General features: G+C 69.5%; 18 protein-coding genes. 15 read left to right on the forward strand and 3 right to left on the reverse strand.

Annotated features, from left to right (window positions below; all coding sequences use genetic code 11):
* Positions 1–16 precede the first annotated feature (16 nt).
* From ABT354_RS08595 to ABT354_RS08665, 15 genes are all read left to right on the forward strand, one after another.
* Positions 17–664 (forward strand): L-threonylcarbamoyladenylate synthase, encoded by a 648-nt coding sequence (locus ABT354_RS08595; protein ID WP_351490771.1) that lies wholly within the window; start codon positions 17–19, stop codon positions 662–664.
* Positions 661–1,314, forward strand: coding sequence for an arsenate reductase/protein-tyrosine-phosphatase family protein (locus ABT354_RS08600; RefSeq protein ID WP_351490774.1), 654 nt, complete (start codon positions 661–663; stop codon positions 1,312–1,314). Before ABT354_RS08595 ends, ABT354_RS08600 begins: the two co-directional genes overlap by 4 nt.
* A gap of 113 nt (positions 1,315–1,427) precedes the next feature.
* On the forward strand, positions 1,428–2,783 hold the full coding sequence (gene glyA / locus ABT354_RS08605; protein ID WP_351490776.1) for a serine hydroxymethyltransferase: 1,356 nt from the start codon (positions 1,428–1,430) through the stop codon (positions 2,781–2,783).
* A gap of 122 nt (positions 2,784–2,905) precedes the next feature.
* The gene (locus ABT354_RS08610) at positions 2,906–4,288 is read left to right on the forward strand and encodes an MraY family glycosyltransferase (RefSeq protein ID WP_351490778.1); all 1,383 of its coding nucleotides are present in this window, start codon (positions 2,906–2,908) and stop codon (positions 4,286–4,288) included.
* A gap of 269 nt (positions 4,289–4,557) precedes the next feature.
* Positions 4,558–4,995 (forward strand): Cg1360 family ATP-synthase-associated protein, encoded by a 438-nt coding sequence (locus ABT354_RS08615; RefSeq protein ID WP_351490780.1) that lies wholly within the window; start codon positions 4,558–4,560, stop codon positions 4,993–4,995.
* Between the two features lie 228 nt (positions 4,996–5,223).
* Positions 5,224–6,036 (forward strand): F0F1 ATP synthase subunit A, encoded by an 813-nt coding sequence (gene atpB / locus ABT354_RS08620; protein WP_351490783.1) that lies wholly within the window; start codon positions 5,224–5,226, stop codon positions 6,034–6,036.
* A 79-nt stretch (positions 6,037–6,115) separates the two neighbouring features.
* Positions 6,116–6,358, forward strand: a complete 243-nt coding sequence (atpE, locus tag ABT354_RS08625) for an ATP synthase F0 subunit C (RefSeq protein ID WP_323446747.1) — start codon at positions 6,116–6,118, stop codon at positions 6,356–6,358.
* 41 nt (positions 6,359–6,399) lie between these two features.
* Positions 6,400–6,954: a F0F1 ATP synthase subunit B gene (locus ABT354_RS08630; protein ID WP_351490787.1), complete on the forward strand. Its 555-nt coding sequence runs from the start codon at positions 6,400–6,402 to the stop codon at positions 6,952–6,954.
* Positions 6,951–7,766: a F0F1 ATP synthase subunit delta gene (locus ABT354_RS08635; protein ID WP_351490790.1), complete on the forward strand. Its 816-nt coding sequence runs from the start codon at positions 6,951–6,953 to the stop codon at positions 7,764–7,766. Before ABT354_RS08630 ends, ABT354_RS08635 begins: the two co-directional genes overlap by 4 nt.
* 159 nt (positions 7,767–7,925) lie before the next feature.
* Positions 7,926–9,524 (forward strand): F0F1 ATP synthase subunit alpha, encoded by a 1,599-nt coding sequence (atpA, locus tag ABT354_RS08640; RefSeq protein WP_351490792.1) that lies wholly within the window; start codon positions 7,926–7,928, stop codon positions 9,522–9,524.
* A gap of 20 nt (positions 9,525–9,544) precedes the next feature.
* Entirely contained in the window at positions 9,545–10,462 is a 918-nt protein-coding gene (locus ABT354_RS08645; protein WP_351490794.1) for a F0F1 ATP synthase subunit gamma, read from the forward strand.
* Entirely contained in the window at positions 10,462–11,904 is a 1,443-nt protein-coding gene (atpD, locus tag ABT354_RS08650) for a F0F1 ATP synthase subunit beta (protein WP_351490796.1), read from the forward strand. Before ABT354_RS08645 ends, atpD begins: the two co-directional genes overlap by 1 nt.
* Before the next feature lie 225 nt (positions 11,905–12,129).
* Positions 12,130–12,513, forward strand: a complete 384-nt coding sequence (locus ABT354_RS08655; protein WP_351490798.1) for a F0F1 ATP synthase subunit epsilon — start codon at positions 12,130–12,132, stop codon at positions 12,511–12,513.
* Positions 12,514–12,641: 128 nt separating this feature from the next.
* Positions 12,642–13,103, forward strand: a complete 462-nt coding sequence (locus tag ABT354_RS08660) for a DUF2550 domain-containing protein (protein WP_351490800.1) — start codon at positions 12,642–12,644, stop codon at positions 13,101–13,103.
* A 57-nt stretch (positions 13,104–13,160) separates the two neighbouring features.
* Positions 13,161–13,811: a class I SAM-dependent methyltransferase gene (locus ABT354_RS08665; protein ID WP_351490802.1), complete on the forward strand. Its 651-nt coding sequence runs from the start codon at positions 13,161–13,163 to the stop codon at positions 13,809–13,811.
* A gap of 51 nt (positions 13,812–13,862) precedes the next feature.
* Here ABT354_RS08665 and ABT354_RS08670 read toward each other — a convergent pair whose 3' ends face one another.
* From ABT354_RS08670 to ABT354_RS08680, 3 genes are all read right to left on the reverse strand, one after another.
* Positions 13,863–15,734: a glycosyl hydrolase family 18 protein gene (locus ABT354_RS08670; RefSeq protein ID WP_502983362.1), complete on the reverse strand. Its 1,872-nt coding sequence runs from the start codon at positions 15,732–15,734 to the stop codon at positions 13,863–13,865.
* A 167-nt stretch (positions 15,735–15,901) separates the two neighbouring features.
* A complete protein-coding gene (locus ABT354_RS08675) occupies positions 15,902–16,642 on the reverse strand; it encodes a response regulator (RefSeq protein WP_351490803.1) in 741 nt (246 codons plus the stop codon).
* The gene (locus ABT354_RS08680) at positions 16,639–17,841 is read right to left on the reverse strand and encodes a sensor histidine kinase (protein ID WP_351490805.1); all 1,203 of its coding nucleotides are present in this window, start codon (positions 17,839–17,841) and stop codon (positions 16,639–16,641) included. The genes ABT354_RS08675 and ABT354_RS08680 overlap by 4 nt, the downstream gene beginning before the upstream one ends.
* Positions 17,842–17,843: the final 2 nt, after the last annotated feature.

Here is a 17,843-nt window from a genome sequence, read left to right on the forward strand (position 1 = left end):
TGAAGGAGGCCCTCTGATGGCTCGGCGATACGACTGCAACGAGGCGAACGACCGTGCCACCGGCCTGCGCGAGGCCGCGTCGGCGGTCCGCCGGGGCGAGCTGGTCGTGCTGCCCACCGACACCGTCTACGGGGTCGGCGCGGACGCCTTCAGCTCGGCGGCGGTGGCCGATCTGCTGGAGGCCAAGGGCCGGGGCCGCAATATGCCCACCCCCGTGCTCATCGGCTCGCCGAACACCCTGCACGGACTGGCCACGGACTTCTCCGAGCAGGCGTGGGAACTGGTCGACGCCTTCTGGCCGGGAGCGCTCACCCTGGTCGCCCGCCACCAGCCCTCCCTCCAGTGGGACCTCGGGGACACCCGGGGCACCGTCGCCATCCGGATGCCCCTGCACCCCGTCGCCATCGAGCTGCTGACCGAGGTCGGCCCCATGGCCGTCTCCTCGGCCAACCTCACCGGCCACCGCTCCCCCGAGGACTGCGACGCCGCCCAGGAGATGCTCGGCGACTCGGTCTCCGTCTACCTCGACGGCGGTCCGACCCCGGGGATCGTGCCCTCCTCGATCGTCGATGTGACGGGACCGGTCCCGGTCCTGCTGCGCGCGGGCGCGCTGGACGCGGAGGAGCTGCGCAAGGTCGTACCCGACCTTGAGGTGGCGCCTTGATCGCCCCTGAGGGGCGTGGCATAGGCGCGGAGGCCGTCGGCGACACCTTCAGGATCCTCCACGTCAGCACCGGGAATGTGTGCCGCTCGCCGATCACCGAGCGATTGACCCGCCAGGCCCTGAGCGACCGCCTCGGCGACCCGGTGACCCGTGGGCTGATCGTGGAGAGCGCGGGCACCTGGGGCCACGAGGGCGCCCCCATGGAGGCCAACGCCGAACTGGTGCTGGCCGACTTCGGCGCGGACGCCAGCGGGTTCGTCGGCCGGGAACTGCTCGACGAGCATGTGATCCGCGCCGATCTGGTGCTCACCGCCACCCGCGACCACCGCGCCCAGGTCATCTCCATGGGGCACTCGGCGGGGCTGCGGACCTTCACCCTGAAGGAGTTCACCCGGCTGGTACGGGCCATCGACCCCGCGACCCTGCCCGACCCCCGGGACGAGGGCGTGGTCGAGCGGGCCCGCGCCCTGGTGCGCGCGGCGGCGGCGCTGCGCGGCTGGCTGCTGGCGCCGAGCCCGGACGCGGACGAGGTGCATGACCCGTACGGCGCGCCGATCACGTTCTTCCGCTCCATCGGCGACGAGATCAACCAGGCGCTCGACCCGGTCCTCACCGCGCTGACCGGCACCTCCGCCCCGTCCTGCCGCTGAGCCACGGGCCTGCCACCGAGCCACGGGCCGGGCCCGCACGGCGCGGCGGCCGGACGGGGGCGGGCCTACAGTGGAGAGGGCAGCAGCGCCCCCTGTGAGGCACGGAGGCCGCGATGGCGGTACCCACCGCACCCAGCTCACCCCCCGCCGCCCCGGACACCGGGACCGCCGGCGCGGCGGCGGTGCCCCGCTACGCCGATCTGGACGCGCTCCGCCGCCAGGACCCGCTGATCGCCGAGGTCATCCTCGGGGAGGCCGCCCGCCAGGCGGGCACCGTCCAGCTGATCGCCGCGGAGAACTTCACCTCCCCCGCCGTCCTGGCCGCCCTCGGCTCCCCGCTCGCCAACAAGTACGCGGAGGGCTATCCGGGCGCCCGCCACCACGGCGGCTGCGAACGCGTCGACACCGCCGAACGGATCGCCCGGGAGCGCGCCACCGCCCTCTTCGGCGCCGACCACGCCAATGTCCAGCCGCACTCCGGCTCCGCCGCGGTGCTGGCGGTGTACGCGGCCCTGCTGCGCCCCGGGGACGGCGTGCTCGCGCTCTCCCTGGACCGCGGCGGCCATCTCACCCATGGCTCGCCCGCGAACTTCTCCGGCCGCTGGTACGACTTCACCGGCTACGGGGTCGATCCCGTCACCGGCCGCACCGACCCCGGCGAGCTGCGCCGGCTGGCCCGTGAGCACCGTCCCCGGGCGATCGTCTGCGGCTCCATCTGCGATCCCCGCCATCCGGACTACGCCCTCTTCCGGGAGGTCGCCGACGAGGTGGGGGCCTGGCTGATCGTGGACGCGGCCCATCCGCTGGGCCTGGTCGCGGGCGGGGCCGCGCCGAGTCCGGTCCCGTACGCGGATGTGGTCTGCGCGACCACCCACAAGGTGCTGCGCGGTCCGCGCGGCGGAATGATCCTGTGCGGCCGGTCGCTGGCGGAGCGGATCGACCGGGCGGTCTTCCCGTTCAGCCAGGGCGGGGCGCAGATGCACACCATCGCGGCGAAGGCGGTCGCCTTCGGGGAGGCGTCGACCCCGGCCTTCGCCGGGTACGCGCACCGGGTGGTGGCCAATGCCCGGGTACTGGCCGGGGCGCTGGCGGCGGAGGGGTTCACCGTGGTCACCGGGGGGACCGACACCCATCTGCTGGTGGTGGACCCGGCGCCGCTCGGGGTCGACGGCCGTACCGCCCGGAGCCGGCTCGCCGCCGCGGGGCTGATCGCCGATGTCTGCGGACTGCCCTCGGGGACGGGGCGCGGGGTGCGGATCGGCACGGCCGCGGTGACCACCCAGGGGATGGGGGAGGGGGAGATGGCGCGGATCGCCGCCCTCTTCGCCCGTGCGGTCCGAGAGGACGGCGGCCGTGCCGGTGCCAGTGTCGGCAGCGGCGGTGGTGGCGGTGCCGTCGGGACAGGCGGGGCGGGCGGGGTCCGGGCCCAGGTTCATGATCTTGCCGGTAGATTTCCGCCCTATCCGTGACAGTCCCGGCGACCGTCCCGGCCGGTGCAACCATCGGGGCCCCAAGCGTGTCCTCAACCATGGGGCCGCCCCGGCTAGGGTGTGGTGATTGAGATGGCCGGCGATTCCTCTGGGGCAAGTCCGTGCGTGATTATTTGCTGACGCTCTGCGTCACAGCCGCGGTGACCTTTCTGCTCACCGGTCCGGTGCGGAAGTTCGCCATCGCGACCGGAGCCGTACCGGAGATCCGCGCCCGTGATGTGCACCGAGAACCGACTCCACGGCTCGGTGGCATCGCCATGTTCTTCGGGCTCTGCGCGGGGCTGCTCGTCGCCGACCACCTCACCAATCTCCGGTCGGTCTTCGAATGGTCGAACGAGCCGCGCGCACTGCTGTCCGGCGCCGCCCTGATCTGGATCATCGGTGTCCTGGACGACAAGTTCGAGATCGACGCCCTGATCAAACTGGGCGGACAGATGATCGCCGCGGGTGTGATGGTGATGCAGGGTCTGACGATTCTGTGGATCCCGGTCCCCGGTGTCGGCATGGTCACCCTCACCGACTGGCAGGGCACCCTGCTGACGGTGGCCCTGGTGGTGATCACCATCAACGCGGTGAACTTCGTGGACGGACTGGACGGTCTCGCCGCGGGCATGGTGTGCATCGCCGCCGCCGCGTTCTTCCTGTACGCCTATCGGATCTGGGTCGGCAACGGAATTCAGGCCGCCGCCCCGGCGACGCTTTTCACCGCCATTCTCATCGGAATGTGCCTGGGATTCCTGCTGCACAATATGCATCCGGCACGGATCTTCATGGGGGATTCCGGGTCGATGCTGATCGGCCTGGTTCTCGCCGCCTCGGCGATCTCGGTGACCGGCAATGTCGACATGGACACCATGGCGATCTTCGCCCAGGACGGATCCGCGCAGACCGCCCATGCGGCCCTGCCGGTCTTCATCCCGCTGCTGCTGCCGCTGACCATCATCGCGATCCCCCTCGCCGACCTGGTGCTGGCGATCGTGCGCCGCACCTGGAACGGCCAGTCGCCGTTCGCCGCCGACCGGGGCCATCTCCACCACCGGCTGCTCCAGATCGGTCACTCGCACAGCCGAGCGGTTCTCATCATGTACTTCTGGTCGGCGGTGATCGCTTTCGGTGTGGTGGGCTATTCGGTGAATTCCACCGCCCTCTGGATCGTGATGGTGATCGCGGGGCTGAGCGCCGTCGGACTGGTTCTGCTGCTGCTGCCGAGATTCACTCCCCGGGCCCCGCGCTGGGCGGAGCGCTTCGTACCGCCGCGCTATCGCCGCCGCGCCCCTGTGGCGCTCGCCACGGACGCCACGGAGGCCCCCGAGGCCCTCGGTGAGGCACCCCGGCAGGAGGCCGGGAGCGGCCCACACACGGCCCCTGGGGCCCCTGGCGCGGAGGGCTCCCGTACCCCCGTTCCGGCGGGCGTCAACGGCGCGACCGCGGTCGGTGGCCGCGCACGCCTGCTCGACCGGCGCAAGGCCGGGACACGCGGGTGACGTTTCTGATTATGCTGGGGCATTAGCACACATTCAGCCGGGTGATCTCTGCACACACGGGCGCGTTCGCTCTCATGTGTGACAGTAGGCACACGTCTGGGTAAAGGTCTCTTCAAATAGTTTGTGATACGGTTCACGAGAACCGGCGACAGCGCTGAAGGACCGTAGTGCGACGGTCATTTGGCCCCGAGGACCCGACTCGGATCCGGATTACGCTCGTCCATGACGACACACCACTGCCATTCCCCCCAGGAAGCGGAGCTGCCGCCATGCCGTCCAACGACGTCCGCACACTCCTTCACACCGCCGTACCCACAGCCGCCACCGGCCTTGTCGCCGCCGTGGTGAGCGCCGTGGTGGCCGGCGGCAAGGGTGCGCTCGGAGCCGTCCTCGGCACGGTCGTGGTGATCGGCTTCATGGGTGTCGGCATGGTCGTCCTCCAGCGGACCGCCAGGAATCTCCCGCACTTGTTCCAAGCCATGGGGCTCATGCTCTACATGGCGCAGCTGCTGCTGCTCTTCATGCTGATGGCCCTGTTCAAGGGCACCACCGCGTTCGACTTCAAGGCCTTCGCCTTCTCCTTGCTCGCGGCGACGATCGTCTGGGTAGTGGCTCAGGCGCGCGTGTTCATGAAGGCCAAGATCATGTATGTCGAACCTGAGTCTTCGAAGGGCGAGAAGCCCCAGAAGACGGGCTCGTCGTCGTGAAAGGTAGGGGCGGTATAAGGGGCCGTTCGCGATCCTGCTATCGTCCGGTGCCAACTACTGCGGCACAGCGGGCGCGGGCATCTGAGCTGACGCCTGCTCATTCGCGAGGCTCCATGCCCGCCAGCCGCCCTCACATCCGAAACACCAGTCCAGTGCCGAACCGCGGCCATGCGCCGCGCCGACACAACGAGGTTGCCGTACCCATGCGCCACGCTGAAGGAGCCCGCGGTGAGTGCTGACCCCCAGATGCTCGCCTTCGACCCGAACTGTCAGCTCTTCTCCGGGTGCGGGTTCCCAGCTCCGGGCCTGCACACGTTCCTGTATGAGCCGATCTTCACGGTCGCCGGCTTCGAGTTCACCAAGCCGATGCTGCTGGCCATTGTCAGCTCCATCCTGGTCGTCGGTTTCTTCTGGGCCGCCTTCGGTAAGGCGAAGCTTGTTCCCGGCAAGCTCCAGATGGTCGGTGAGGCCGGATACGACTTCATCCGCCGCGGTGTCGTCTACGAGATCATCGGCAAGAAGGACGGCGAGAAGTACGTCCCGCTGATGGTGTCGTTGTTCTTCTTCGTCTGGATCCTGAATCTCTGGTCGATCATTCCGCTCGCCCAGTTCCCGGTCACGTCGCTGATCGCCTTCCCGGCAGGTCTGGCGCTGGTCGTCTACGTAACCTGGGTCACCCTCACCTTCAAGAAGCACGGCTTCGCAGGTGCCTGGAAGAACATCCTCGGCTACGACAAGAACCTCGGGCCGATCCTCCCGCTGGTGATGGTGCTGGAGTTCTTCTCCAACCTGGTCATCCGCCCCTTCACGCACGCGGTCCGGCTCTTCGCGAACATGTTCGCCGGCCACATGCTGATCGTGATGTTCTCGCTGGCCACCTGGTACCTGATGAGCGGTATCGGCTTCGCCTACGCCGGCGCCTCGTTCGTGATGGTCATGGTGATGATCGTCTTCGAGCTCTTCGTCCAGGCCGTCCAGGCGTACGTCTTCGTCCTCCTGGCCTCCAGCTACATCCAGGGCGCGCTCTCCGAGCACCACTGAGCCTCCCCCTCCCTCCCAGATCCGCAGTCGTCCGGTGGCCAACCCCCACCGGGACATTGAAAGAGAAGGAAGAACCGGCATGTCCGCTCTCCAGACCCTCGCCGCCGAGAACGCCGTCTCCGGCAACGTCAACGCTGTCGGCTACGGCCTCGCCGCCATCGGCCCCGGCATCGGCGTCGGCATCATCTTCGGTAACGGCACCCAGGCCCTCGCCCGTCAGCCCGAGGCGGCCGGCCTGATCCGTACCAACCAGATCATGGGTTTCGCCTTCTGTGAGGCGCTTGCCCTCATCGGCATCGTCATGGGCTTCGTCTTCCAGTAAGCCGACCGACAGCCCTATCTCTTTTCACGGAAGGCACTGATGTGATCGCTCAGCTCACTATCGCGGCAGCGGAGGAGCAGCCTCCTCTCATTCCGCACCTGGACGAGCTCATCGTCGGCCTGATCGCGTTCGCCATCGTCTTCTTCTTCCTCGCGAAGAAGCTGCTCCCGAACATCAACAAGGTTCTGGAGGAGCGTCGGGAAGCCATCGAGGGCGGTATGGAGAAGGCCGAGGAGGCGAAGACCGAGGCCGAGAGCGTCCTGGAGCAGTACAAGGCGCAGCTCGCCGAGGCCCGCCACGAGGCCGCCCGACTCCGCCAGGAGGCGACCGAGCAGGGCACCGCGATCATCGCGGAGATGAAGGCCGAGGGCCAGCGGCAGCGTGAGGAGATCATCGCGGCCGGTCACGCCCAGATCGAGGCCGACCGCAAGGCCGCGTCCGCCGCGCTCCGCCAGGACGTGGGCAAGCTCGCGACCGACCTGGCCGGCAAGCTGGTGGGCGAGTCCCTTGAGGACCACGCCCGGCAGAGCCGCACCATCGACCGCTTCCTCGACGAGCTGGAGCAGAAGGCCGTCTCGAATGGGGCGGCCCGATGAACGGAGCGAGCCGGGAGGCGCTGGCCACCGCACGCGAGTCCCTCGACGCGCTGACCGACAACACCTCGGTCGACGCGGCGAAGCTCGCCGAGGAGCTGGCCGCCGTCACCGCCCTGCTCGACCGCGAGGTCTCGCTGCGTCGGGTCCTGACCGACCCGGCGCAGTCCGGCGAGGCCAAGGCCGAGCTGGCGGGTCGCCTGCTGCGCGGCCAGGTGGGCGGCGAAGCCGTCGATCTGGTCTCCGGCATGGTCCGTTCCCGCTGGTCGCGCTCGCGTGACCTGGTCGACGGGGTGGAGGAGCTGGCGGCTGTCGCCGAGCTGACCGCCGCCCAGCGCGCGGGCACGCTCGACAGCGTCGAGGACGAGCTGTTCCGCTTCGGCCGGATCGTCGACTCCAGCAAGGACCTGCGGTCCGCGCTGACCGACAAGGCCGCCACCGCCTCCGCCAAGACGGAGCTGGTACGCGGACTGCTCGGCGGCAAGGCCGTCCCGTCCACCGAGCGACTGGTCGCCCGGCTGGTCACCGCGTACCGGGGACGTAGCCTGGAGGGGGGCCTGGAGGCCCTGTCCAAGCTCGCCGCGGCGCGCCGGGACCGGATGGTCGCCACCGTCACCTCCGCGGTTCCGCTCAGTGACCAGCAGAAGCAGCGCCTCGGCGCCGCGCTGGCCTCGCTGTACGGCCGCGCGATGCATCTGAACCTGGATGTGGACCCCACGGTCCTCGGCGGGATCTCGGTGCGGGTCGGGGACGAACTGATCAACGGCACCGTCGTGGAGCGTCTGGACGACGCGACCCGGCGCATGGCCGGCTGACGCCGAAGGCGACGGCACCAGAACACCCGCTTCATCCGAAGCACGAGAAGTACCAGCGGCCCGGTTGGGCCGTGCAGAGATTGCAGAAGATTCCTGGGGGTCGGCCCCCAGACCCCCAGTAAGAAACTTCGGGCCCAACAAGGAGAGCAGGGAACCCAGATGGCGGAGCTCACGATCCGGCCGGAGGAGATCCGGGATGCGCTGGAGAACTTTGTCCAGTCGTACAAGCCGGACGCGGCCTCGCGCGAGGAAGTCGGTACGGTCAGCGCGGCCGGCGACGGTATCGCCAAGGTCGAGGGTCTTCCCTCGGCCATGGCGAACGAGCTGCTGCGGTTCGAGGACGGGACGCTCGGTCTCGCCCTGAACCTGGAGGAGCGCGAGATCGGCGCGATCGTCCTCGGCGAGTTCAGCGGCATCGAGGAAGGCCAGTCGGTCAGCCGTACCGGAGAGGTGCTGTCGGTCGCCGTCGGCGAAGGCTACCTCGGCCGCGTCGTCGACCCGCTCGGCAACCCGATCGACGGTCTCGGCGAGATCGAGACCTCGGGCCGTCGCGCCCTGGAGCTGCAGGCCCCCACGGTCATGCAGCGCAAGTCGGTCCACGAGCCGATGGAGACGGGCTACAAGGCCGTCGACGCCATGACCCCGATCGGCCGTGGCCAGCGTCAGCTGATCATCGGTGACCGTCAGACCGGCAAGACCGCCCTGGCCGTCGACACGATCATCAACCAGCGCGACAACTGGCGCTCGGGCGACGTGAACAAGCAGGTGCGCTGCATCTACGTCGCCATCGGCCAGAAGGGCTCCACCATCGCGTCCGTGCGCGGTGCGCTGGAGGAGGCCGGCGCGCTGGAGTACACCACCATCGTCGCCGCCCCGGCGTCCGACCCGGCGGGCTTCAAGTACCTCGCCCCGTACACCGGCTCGGCCATCGGCCAGCAGTGGATGTACGAGGGCAAGCACGTCCTGATCATCTTCGACGACCTGTCGAAGCAGGCCGACGCCTACCGTGCCGTGTCGCTGCTGCTGCGCCGCCCGCCGGGCCGTGAGGCCTACCCGGGTGACGTCTTCTACCTGCACTCCCGTCTGCTGGAGCGCTGCGCGAAGCTCTCCGACGCGATGGGCGCGGGTTCGATGACCGGTCTGCCGATCGTCGAGACCAAGGCCAACGACGTCTCGGCGTTCATCCCGACCAACGTCATCTCGATCACCGACGGCCAGTGCTTCCTGGAGTCCGACCTGTTCAACGCCGGTCAGCGCCCGGCCCTGAACGTCGGTATCTCGGTCTCCCGTGTCGGTGGCTCCGCCCAGCACAAGGCGATGCGCCAGGTCTCCGGACGTCTTCGTGTGGACCTCGCCCAGTACCGTGAGCTGGAGGCGTTCGCCGCCTTCGGTTCCGACCTGGACGCGGCCTCGAAGTCGGCCCTGGAGCGCGGTAAGCGCATGGTCGAGCTGCTGAAGCAGGCGCAGTACCAGCCGATGCGCACCGAGGACCAGGTCGTCTCCGTCTGGGCCGGCACCACCGGCAAGATGGACGATGTCCCGGTTCAGGACATCCGCCGCTTCGAGCGCGAGCTGCTGGAGTACCTGCACCGCGACGAGGCCGGTCTGATGGCCTCCATCCGCGACGGCGCGAAGATGTCGGACGACACGCTGACCAAGATCGCGGACTGCATCGCCGCGTTCAAGAAGCAGTTCGAGACGCACGACGGCAAGCTGCTCGGCGAGGACGCCCCGGCCACCGTCAACGTCTCGAAGTGACGACGGAAGGGACCTGACTCATGGGAGCGCAGCTCCGGGTCTACAAGCGTCGCATCCGGTCCGTCACCGCGACGAAGAAGATCACCAAGGCGATGGAGATGATCGCCGCCTCGCGCATCGTCAAGGCGCAGCGCAAGGTGGCGGCCTCCACGCCGTACGCGACCGAGCTGACGCGCGCGGTCACGGCGGTGGCGACCGGATCGAACACCAAGCACCCTCTGACCACCGAGGCGGAGAACCCGTCGCGTGCCGCGGTCCTGCTCGTCACGAGCGACCGCGGTCTGGCCGGCGGCTACTCCTCCAACGCCATCAAGGCGGCGGACCGGCTCACCGAGCGGCTCCGTGGCGAGGGCAAGGAGGTCGACACCTACATCGTCGGCCGCAAGGGTGTCGCCTACTACGGATTCCGTGAGCGCAAGGTCATGGATTCGTGGACGGGGTTCACGGACAGCCCTGAGTACGCCCACGCCAAGAACGTGGCCGCGCCGCTCATCGAGGCCGTCCGCAAGGACACCGCCGAAGGCGGAGTCGACGAGCTGCACATCGTCTTCACGGAGTTCGTGTCGATGATGACGCAGACGCCGGTGGACAACCGGATGCTGCCGCTCAGCCTTGAGAAGGCGGCGGAGGAGAGCGGTGCGAAGGGCGAGATCCTTCCGCTGTTCGACTTCGAGCCGTCGGCGGAGGACGTCCTCGACGCCCTGCTGCCGCGCTATGTCGAGAGCCGGGTCTACAACGCCCTGCTGCAGGCCGCCGCTTCCGAGCACGCGGCCCGCCGCCGGGCGATGAAGTCGGCCACCGACAACGCGGGAGATCTGATCAATTCACTCTCCCGTCTTGCCAACGCGGCCCGCCAGGCCGAAATCACCCAGGAAATCAGCGAGATCGTCGGTGGCTCCAGTGCCCTGGCCGACGCGAACGCGGGGAGTGAAAAGTAATGACGACCTCTGTTGAGACGGCCACGGCCACGGGCCGCGTCGCCCGGGTCATCGGCCCGGTCGTCGACGTGGAGTTCCCCGTCGACGCGATGCCGGAGATCTACAACGCGCTGCACGTCGAGGTGGCTGACCCCGCCGAGGACGGCGCCCTCAAGACGCTGACCCTTGAGGTCGCGCAGCACCTCGGTGACGGCCTGGTCCGCACCATCTCGATGCAGCCCACCGACGGTCTGGTCCGCCAGGCCCCGGTGTCCGACACGGGCAAGGGCATCACCGTCCCGGTCGGCGACTTCACCAAGGGCAAGGTGTTCAACACCCTCGGCGAGGTGCTGAACCACCCCGAGGCGAACAACGAGAAGACCGAGCGCTGGGCGATCCACCGCAAGGCTCCCGCCTTCGACCAGCTCGAGTCGAAGACCGAGATGTTCGAGACCGGCCTGAAGGTCGTCGACCTTCTCACCCCGTACGTCAAGGGTGGAAAGATCGGTCTGTTCGGTGGTGCCGGTGTCGGCAAGACCGTGCTGATCCAGGAAATGATCATGCGTGTCGCCAACCTCCACGAGGGCGTCTCCGTCTTCGCGGGTGTCGGTGAGCGTACGCGTGAGGGCAACGACCTCATCGACGAGATGGAGGAGTCGGGCGTTCTGGAGAAGACCGCCCTGGTCTTCGGCCAGATGGATGAGCCCCCGGGGACGCGTCTGCGCGTCGCCCTGGCCGGTCTGACCATGGCGGAGTACTTCCGCGATGTGCAGAAGCAGGACGTGCTCTTCTTCATCGACAACATCTTCCGGTTCACCCAGGCCGGTTCCGAGGTGTCCACCCTGCTCGGCCGTATGCCGTCCGCGGTGGGTTACCAGCCGAACCTGGCGGACGAGATGGGTCTCCTCCAGGAGCGCATCACCTCGACCCGTGGTCACTCGATCACCTCGATGCAGGCGATCTACGTCCCCGCGGACGACCTGACCGACCCGGCCCCGGCCACCACCTTCGCCCACCTCGACGCGACGACGGTGCTCTCCCGTCCGATCTCTGAGAAGGGCATCTACCCGGCCGTGGACCCGCTGGACTCCACGTCCCGGATCCTGGACCCCCGCTACATCGCGGCGGACCACTACCAGGCCGCCATGCGTGTCAAGGGAATCCTTCAGAAGTACAAGGACCTCCAGGACATCATCGCGATCCTCGGTATCGACGAGCTGGGCGAGGAGGACAAGCTCGTTGTCCACCGTGCCCGTCGTGTCGAGCGCTTCCTGTCCCAGAACACCCACGCGGCGAAGCAGTTCACCGGTGTGGACGGTTCGGACGTGCCGCTCGACGAGTCGATCTCCGCGTTCAACGCGATCTGCGACGGCGAGTACGACCACTTCCCGGAGCAGGCGTTCTTCATGTGCGGTGGTCTTGAGGACCTCAAGAAGAACGCCAAGGAGCTCGGCGTCTCCTGAGTCCGCTGACTCCTGAGTCGGCCGGCTCTCAAGTCGGTCGGCTCATGACGGAGGGGGCGGGGTCCGTCCCGCCCCTTCCGTACGCCTTCCGGCCGGGGGGTTCGCCCCCCGGCACCCGGCCGTGACAGGCCGGGGCGGGGTCCGGACGTCCCGGCGGCCCGTACCCCATTAGACTTTGACCCAACACCCGGCATCTGTGCCGGGTGGTGACCCGAGGAGCCACCCTTGGCTGCTGAGCTGCATGTCGAGCTGGTCGCCGCCGACCGTCAGGTCTGGTCCGGCGAGGCCACCCTGGTCGTCGCGCGCACCGCGTCCGGCGACATCGGTGTCATGCCCGGTCACCAGCCGCTTCTGGGTGTGCTGGAATCGGGCCCGGTGACCATCCGTACCAGCTCCCCCGAGGGGGCCGGTACCGTCGTCGCCGCCGTGCACGGCGGTTTCATCTCCTTCGCCGACAACAAGCTGTCGCTGCTGGCGGAGATCGCCGAGCTGGCGGACGAGATCGATGCCCAGCGCGCCGAGCGTGCGCTGGAGCGCGCCAAGTCGGATTCGGACGCCGCCGCCGAGCGTCGTGCCGATGTCCGGCTGCGCGCGGTGGCGGTGCGCTGAGCACCCCGCCGACAGTCGTCATCCTCAGCCGCGGCCCGGACTGGACTTCCAGACCGGGCCGCGGCTGAGGCAATGCAGGTGCACACGGTTCGGTCAAGGACGAGGACGAGGCGAGGAGGTCGGTGAAGATGTTCCTCGCGGTGCTTGTGAGCGTCCTGGCGCTGGTCGCCCTGGTGGGGATCGGGCTGTTCGTCTTCGGACTGCGCAGACGGCTGATCCAGCGCTCGGGGGGCACCTTCGACTGCTCCCTGCGGTGGAACGTCCCCGAGGAGCCGGAGCCGGAGGGTGCTCCCTCCGGCAAGGGCTGGGTGTACGGGGTCGCCCGGTACGGCGGCGACCGCATCATGTGGTTCCGGGTCTTCTCCTACGCCCCCCGGCCGCGCCGGGTGCTGGAGCGCTCCTCCATCGAGGTGATCGGCCGGCGCACCCCCGAGGGCGAGGAGGAGCTGGCGCTCCTCTCCGACGCGGTGGTCCTGGGCTGTGTGCACCAGGGGGTCCGCCTGGAGCTGGCGATGAGCGAGGACGCGCTCACCGGCTTTCTCGCCTGGCTGGAGGCGGCGCCTCCCGGGCAGCGGGTGAATGTGGCCTGAGCCCGGTGGGTGGATCAGGGAAGGTCCGGGCAGCCGGGCCCGTGCCAGGATGGCGCGATGTCCTTCGATCACAATGACCACTATCACGGGCTCTTACTCCGCCACCTCCCCGAGAACTGCCGCAGAGCGCTCGATGTCGGCTGCGGCACCGGGAGTTTCGCCCGGAAACTGGCCGCGCGGGGCATCGATGTCGACGCCCTCGACCCCGCCGGGACGGCCATCGGGACGGCCCGGTCCCTCGCGACGGACCCGGCACACGCCGCCCGGATCCGCTGGCGGCGGGCGGACATCACCGCTACCGCTCTGCCGTCCGGCACCTATGACTACATCTCCTGTCTGGCGAGCATCCACCATGTTCCCTTCGACACCGTGGAGAAGCTCCGGGAGGCGCTGAGCCCCGGGGGTGTGCTGGTGATCCTCGGCTGCTACCGCGAGAGCACTCCGTCGGACCGGCTGATCGGCCTGGCCGCCGTACCCGTCAACGCGGTCTGCCGGGTGGTGACATGGATCCGCGAGCGCCTCGGCCTGAAGAAGGACATCAGCCGCCCCTCCGTGACCGCCAGGCCTCCCATGACCCTGCCCGAGATGGCGGCGGGTGCCAGGGTGCTCCTGCCGGGCAGCACGATCCGACGTCTCCTCTTCTGGCGCTGTCTGCTGGTGTACCGGAAGCCCCTCCCGGGGAGGGACGGCGAAGGGGCCGGGGAGTGATCCCCGGCCCCTCCGTGGTGCTGTGCCCGGTCCGCTGGGTGGTGCGGTCTGTTACTGGAGCCCGTTGTTGATCGCGGTGGTCAGTTCACCGTTGCTGGTGTCACCGCTGGCGTCCCAGGCGAAGGCGCCGCCCAGGCCCTGGGCCTTGGCCCAGGACATCTTGGCGCCGATGGTCGCCGGGGTGTCGTAACCCCACCAGTTGGCGCCGCACTTGGCGTAGGCGGTGCCGCCGATGGTGCCGGTGGCCGGGCAGGTGTTCTTGAGGACCTTGTAGTCCTCGAAGCCGGGCTCATAGGTGCCCTGGGCCGGTCCGGTGGCGGTGCCGCCCGGGGTGGCCTGGGTGACGCCCGTCCAGCCCCGTCCGTAGTAGCCGATGCCCAGCAGCAGCTTGGCCGCCGGGACGCCCTTGGCCTTCAGCTTGGCGATGGCCTCGGCGGAGTTGAAGCCCTGCTGCGGGATGCCGGCATAGGCGTTGAGCGGGGAGTGCGGGGCGGTCGGACCCTGCTGGGCCCAGGCGCCGAAGAAGTCGTACGTCATCACGTTGTACCAGTCGGTGTACTGCGCCGCACCCGCGTAGTCGGCCTTGTCGATCTTGCCGTTGGCGGAGGCGTCGGCGGTGATGGCGGCGGTCAGCAGGTAGTTCGGACCCACCCGGGTACGGAACGCCTGCATCATGTTCTTCATCACGGCCGGGCCGCTGGTGTCACAGGTCAGACCACAGGCGTTGGGGTACTCCCAGTCCAGGTCGATGCCGTCGAAGACATCGGCCCAGCGCGGGTCCTCGACCAGGCGGTAGCAGGAGTCGGCGAAGGCGGCCGGGTTCTGCATGGCCTGCGGGAAGCCGCCGGACCAGGTCCAGCCGCCGAAGGAGAAGAGGACCTTGATGTGCGGGTGCTTCTTCTTCAGCTCACGGAGCTGGTTGAAGTTGCCGCGCAGCGGCTGGTCCCAGGTGTCGGCCACGCCGTCCACGGACTGGTCGGCGGTGTAGGCCTTCTCGTAGTCGGCGAAGGCGTCACCGATGGTGCAGCGGCCACCCTGGACATTGCCGAAGGCGTAGTTGATGTGGGTGATCTTCGCTGCGATCCCGGCCGTGTCCAGGTTCTTGACGTGGTAGTTCCGGCCGTAGACACCCCACTGGGTGAAGTAGACCATCTTCTTGGCCTTGGGGCCGGTGCCACCGCCGGGGGTGGAGACGATCAGCGGCTCGCTCGCCGGGCCGACCTGGTCGATGGTGTCCCGCGCCACCACGGTGTACGTGTAGTCCGTGCCCTTGGTGAGGCCGGTGTCCGTGAAGGTGAGCCCGGTGGTGGTGGTCACCACGGTGCCGTTGCGGAGGAGGTCGTAGTTCTTGACGCCCTTGTCGTCGGTGGCCGCGGCCCAGCTGATGACGGCCGAGGTCTCGGTCACCGTGCCCGCGGTGGGTACACCCGGGGCGGTGGGCGGGTCGTCACCGGGGACGACACCGCCGTCACAGGAGCCGTTGTTGAGCTTACAGTTGGACGGGGCGCCGGTGCCGGTGCCGTTGAACCCGAAGGTCACGGTGGCGCCGGGGGCGAGGGAGCCCGCCCAGGGCTTGTTCTTGGCGGTCCACCGGTTGCCGACGCTGGTGACGTCGGCGTCCCACGCGGAGGCCACCCGGGTGCCGGCGGGGAAGTCCCACTCGACGGTCCAGCCGTTGAGGGTGGTCGTCCCGGTGTTCTTGATGGTCCAGCGGCCCTCGAACCCGCTGCCCCAGTCGGCGGCCTTGGCGTAGGTCGCGGTCGCCGAGGTGGCGGCCTGGGCGGGGGTCGCGAGGCCGACCATGGCGGCCAGCGGGACGATGAGGGCCGTCAGCCCCGCCACGATCCGTGACCTGGTGGAAAGACGCGACCACGGGGTATGACGACTTCTGGGGCCGTGCAGGGGTGGGGGTTGAGTGCTCACGGGTGCTCCTTGTGGAGGTCCGGACAGTGGGGTGGGACCGGGGCACTGCGCACTCTGCGTGGCTCACCGCAGCGTGTGTTGCGGTGAGAGTAGGAAGGTCTGGACCAATCGTCAATAGGTCCAGACCAAAGACGGCGGCCGGATCGCAGACGGCGGAAAACCGTCCGTCAGATCCCCAACTCCTGCGCCAGGATCGCCGCTTGCACCCGGCTGCGCAGCTCCAGCTTCCCCAGCAATCGGCTGACGTGGGTCTTCACCGTGGCCTCGGCCATCGAGAGCCGGTCGGCGATCTCCGCGTTGGAGAGCCCGGCACCCAGCGCCGAGAGCACCTCGCGCTCCCGGGGGGTCAGCGACTCCAGCGCGGCTGCGTCCGGCCCCGAGGCCGGGCGCACCGGCCGGGGGGCGGCGAACTCGGCGATCAGCCGCCGGGTCACCGCCGGGGCGATGAGCCCCTCGCCACGCGCCACCGTGCGCACCCCCGCCAGCAGATCGGCCGCCTCGGTGTTCTTCAGCAGAAATCCCGAGGCGCCCGCGCGCAGCGCCCCGAAGATGTACTCGTCCAGATCGAAGGTGGTCAGCACCAGCACATCCGCCAGCCGCTCCGCGACGATCTCCCGGGTCGCCGAGACCCCGTCCAGCCGGGGCATCTGGATGTCCATCAGCACCAGATCGGGGTCCAGCTCGCGGGCGAGCCGTACCGCCTCCTCGCCGTCCGCCGCCTCGCCCACCACCTCGATGTCCGGGGCGCTGCGCAGGATGAGCACCAGTCCCGCCCGGACCGCGCGCTGGTCCTCGGCGACCAGGACCCGGATACGGGCCGGGGAACCGCCGCCCGCCCCGGCGCGCTCCCCGGGGCTCTCCCCGGCGCTTTCCCGGGGGTACGGCGGCTGCGGGGGGTGCTGGGTCATGCCGGGGGCTCCTTGTCGTCGTGCACGGGCAGGACCGCCCGGACACACCAGATCGTCGCCGGTCCGTCCGGCGGCCCCGGGGCCGGCCCCGCCTCCACCGTCCCGGAGAGCAGGTCCACCCGTTCCCTGATGCCCACCAGACCGCTGCCGGAGCCGGGCGCGCGGGGCCCCGCGCGATGGCCGAAGGGGCTGGTCACCGTCACCGTCAGGGCGGAGCCCGGCCCCTGGCCCAGGGCCACCCGGACCTGGCCCCGGCCCGCGTGCTTGAGCGCGTTGGTCAGTGACTCCTGCACGATGCGATAGGCGGCCAGCTCCACCGGGGCGGGCAGCGACCCACCCGGGGTGCGCCGGTCGTCCAGGGCGAAGGTGAGCCCGCTGGAGGCGCCGTTGGTCCGGGCCTGGGCGACCAGTGCCTCCAGGCCGTCGAGGGTGGGCGCGGCGGCGGGCAGCTGGTCCTCGCCCCTGTCCCGCAGCAGTCCGATCAAACGTCGCATTTCAGCCAGGCCGGCGACGCTGTTCTCCCGAATCACCCCCAGGGCGTCCCGGGTGGTCGACGGATCGTTCAGGGAGAGCGCGGCGGTGGAGTGGATGGCGATGGCGGACAGATGGTTGGCGACCATGTCGTGCAGCTCCCGGGCCATCCGCCCGCGCTCCGCCGTCACCGCCTGCACCCGGTCCATCTCGGCCAGCAGGGCGGTCTGCTCCGCCCGGAGCCGGGCCATGTCGGCGGCGGCCCGGTGGTTGCGGATGACGGCGGCGGTGATCGCGGGGGCGATGGTGATCATGCCGACGAGTACTCCGAGCAGCAGCCCCTCGGGGTCCTGGAGCAGCACCAGGAAGATCACCGTCGAGGCGACCGTCAGCAGACCGGCGATCACCGGGATCCGCCGGGCGGTCCGCGCCGAGCCGTAGAGGACCGCCGCGTACACCACATCGGTGAAGACCAGCAGGGTGATCAGATTGCCCAGTGTGAAGAGATCGGCGACCAGCGCCGCCGTACCCACCAGCAGGGTGGTCAGCGGCAGCGAGCGGCGGAAGAGCGCCTGGGCGCAGATCACCGTGAGCGGCACCAGGGTGGCCCAGGCGGGCAGCGGCGACTCGCGCTGGGTGTAGAGGCCCAGCGACCACAGCAGCAGACCGCCGAGGAAGGCGCTGACCGCGAGGACGACATCGTGGCGGTGGGGGCGGGGCAGGGTCACCT

This window comes from Streptomyces sp. NPDC000594, assembly GCF_040299965.1.
Classification (GTDB): domain Bacteria; phylum Actinomycetota; class Actinomycetes; order Streptomycetales; family Streptomycetaceae; genus Streptomyces.

What these genes read in the sequence shown, in the direction of transcription:
- ABT354_RS08595 (WP_351490771.1), top strand. Translation starts at nt 17, where the DNA reads ATGGCTCGGCGATACGACTGCAACGAGGCGAACGACCGTGCCACCGGC.
- glyA (WP_351490776.1), top strand. Translation starts at nt 1,428, where the DNA reads ATGGCGGTACCCACCGCACCCAGCTCACCCCCCGCCGCCCCGGACACC.
- ABT354_RS08615 (WP_351490780.1), top strand. Translation starts at nt 4,558, where the DNA reads ATGCCGTCCAACGACGTCCGCACACTCCTTCACACCGCCGTACCCACA.
- atpE (WP_323446747.1), top strand. Translation starts at nt 6,116, where the DNA reads ATGTCCGCTCTCCAGACCCTCGCCGCCGAGAACGCCGTCTCCGGCAAC.
- ABT354_RS08635 (WP_351490790.1), top strand. Translation starts at nt 6,951, where the DNA reads ATGAACGGAGCGAGCCGGGAGGCGCTGGCCACCGCACGCGAGTCCCTC.
- atpA (WP_351490792.1), top strand. Translation starts at nt 7,926, where the DNA reads ATGGCGGAGCTCACGATCCGGCCGGAGGAGATCCGGGATGCGCTGGAG.
- ABT354_RS08645 (WP_351490794.1), top strand. Translation starts at nt 9,545, where the DNA reads ATGGGAGCGCAGCTCCGGGTCTACAAGCGTCGCATCCGGTCCGTCACC.
- atpD (WP_351490796.1), top strand. Translation starts at nt 10,462, where the DNA reads ATGACGACCTCTGTTGAGACGGCCACGGCCACGGGCCGCGTCGCCCGG.
- ABT354_RS08660 (WP_351490800.1), top strand. Translation starts at nt 12,642, where the DNA reads ATGTTCCTCGCGGTGCTTGTGAGCGTCCTGGCGCTGGTCGCCCTGGTG.
- ABT354_RS08665 (WP_351490802.1), top strand. Translation starts at nt 13,161, where the DNA reads ATGTCCTTCGATCACAATGACCACTATCACGGGCTCTTACTCCGCCAC.
- ABT354_RS08675 (WP_351490803.1), bottom strand. Translation starts at nt 16,642, where the DNA reads ATGACCCAGCACCCCCCGCAGCCGCCGTACCCCCGGGAAAGCGCCGGG.